The sequence below is a fragment of the Methylobacterium sp. D54C genome, from assembly GCF_053345595.1.
In genome coordinates this window covers 1-317 of sequence record NZ_JBKFAK010000171.1, presented here as the reverse complement: position 1 = coordinate 317, position 317 = coordinate 1, and the positions used below count along the sequence as shown (strand labels likewise).

Below are 317 nucleotides of genomic sequence, written 5' to 3'. Positions count from 1 at the left end.
GCGGCGGCGGCGAAGTCGGTGTTCGGCACGCCGAGCTTGAGGCCGAGCATCAGCCCCTCGCCGCGAATCTCCTGGATGACGTGCGGGTGGCGGTCGCGCAGGGCCGCGAGCTTCTGCTTGGGCAGCAGGCCGGAGCGGGCGACGCGCGCGAGGAAGCCCTCCTCCAGCACGACGTCCAGCACGGCGTTGCCCACCGCCATGGCGAGCGGGTTGCCGCCGAAGGTGGTGCCGTGCGTGCCGGCCGTCATGCCGCGCGCGGCCTCGCGGGCCGCGAGGCAGGCGCCCAGCGGGAAGCCGCCGCCGATGCCCTTGGCCAC

1 protein-coding gene is annotated in these 317 nt (G+C 75.7%); it reads right to left on the bottom strand.

The window, feature by feature from the left end; translation table 11 throughout:
* A partial coding sequence (locus tag ACLBYB_RS33020) for an aminotransferase class III-fold pyridoxal phosphate-dependent enzyme (RefSeq protein WP_447701409.1) occupies positions 1-317 on the bottom strand: 317 nt, incomplete at both ends.